The 231-nt window shown below is 35.1% G+C and carries 1 pseudogene; it reads right to left on the reverse strand.

Annotated features, from left to right (window positions below):
- Nucleotides 1-231, reverse strand: a pseudogene (locus ACRHNM_RS18435) (hypothetical protein); the annotation flags it as partial.

The raw sequence follows: 231 nt of genomic DNA on the forward strand, positions 1-231 counted from the left end.
ATAAAAAACGAAATCCATTGGACTAGCAATTTCTGAAATAATACTGAATGTTTGTGAATAGTCAAATAGTGAAAGTGTTTCAAAAAAGCCTAATTCTTCTGCCTCAGCGACTAAGCCAACAATACTTAATAGGTCACCTATAAAACAACTTAAAACTGCAATTATAGCACCACAAATACCAAAGATTGGGTCTATGCCCTTGCCAAATATGCGCATACCTATACCTACAGC

Origin of the sequence: Psychroserpens mesophilus (assembly GCF_050617655.1) — a bacterium.
Taxonomy (GTDB): Bacteria; Bacteroidota; Bacteroidia; order Flavobacteriales; family Flavobacteriaceae; genus Psychroserpens; species Psychroserpens mesophilus_A.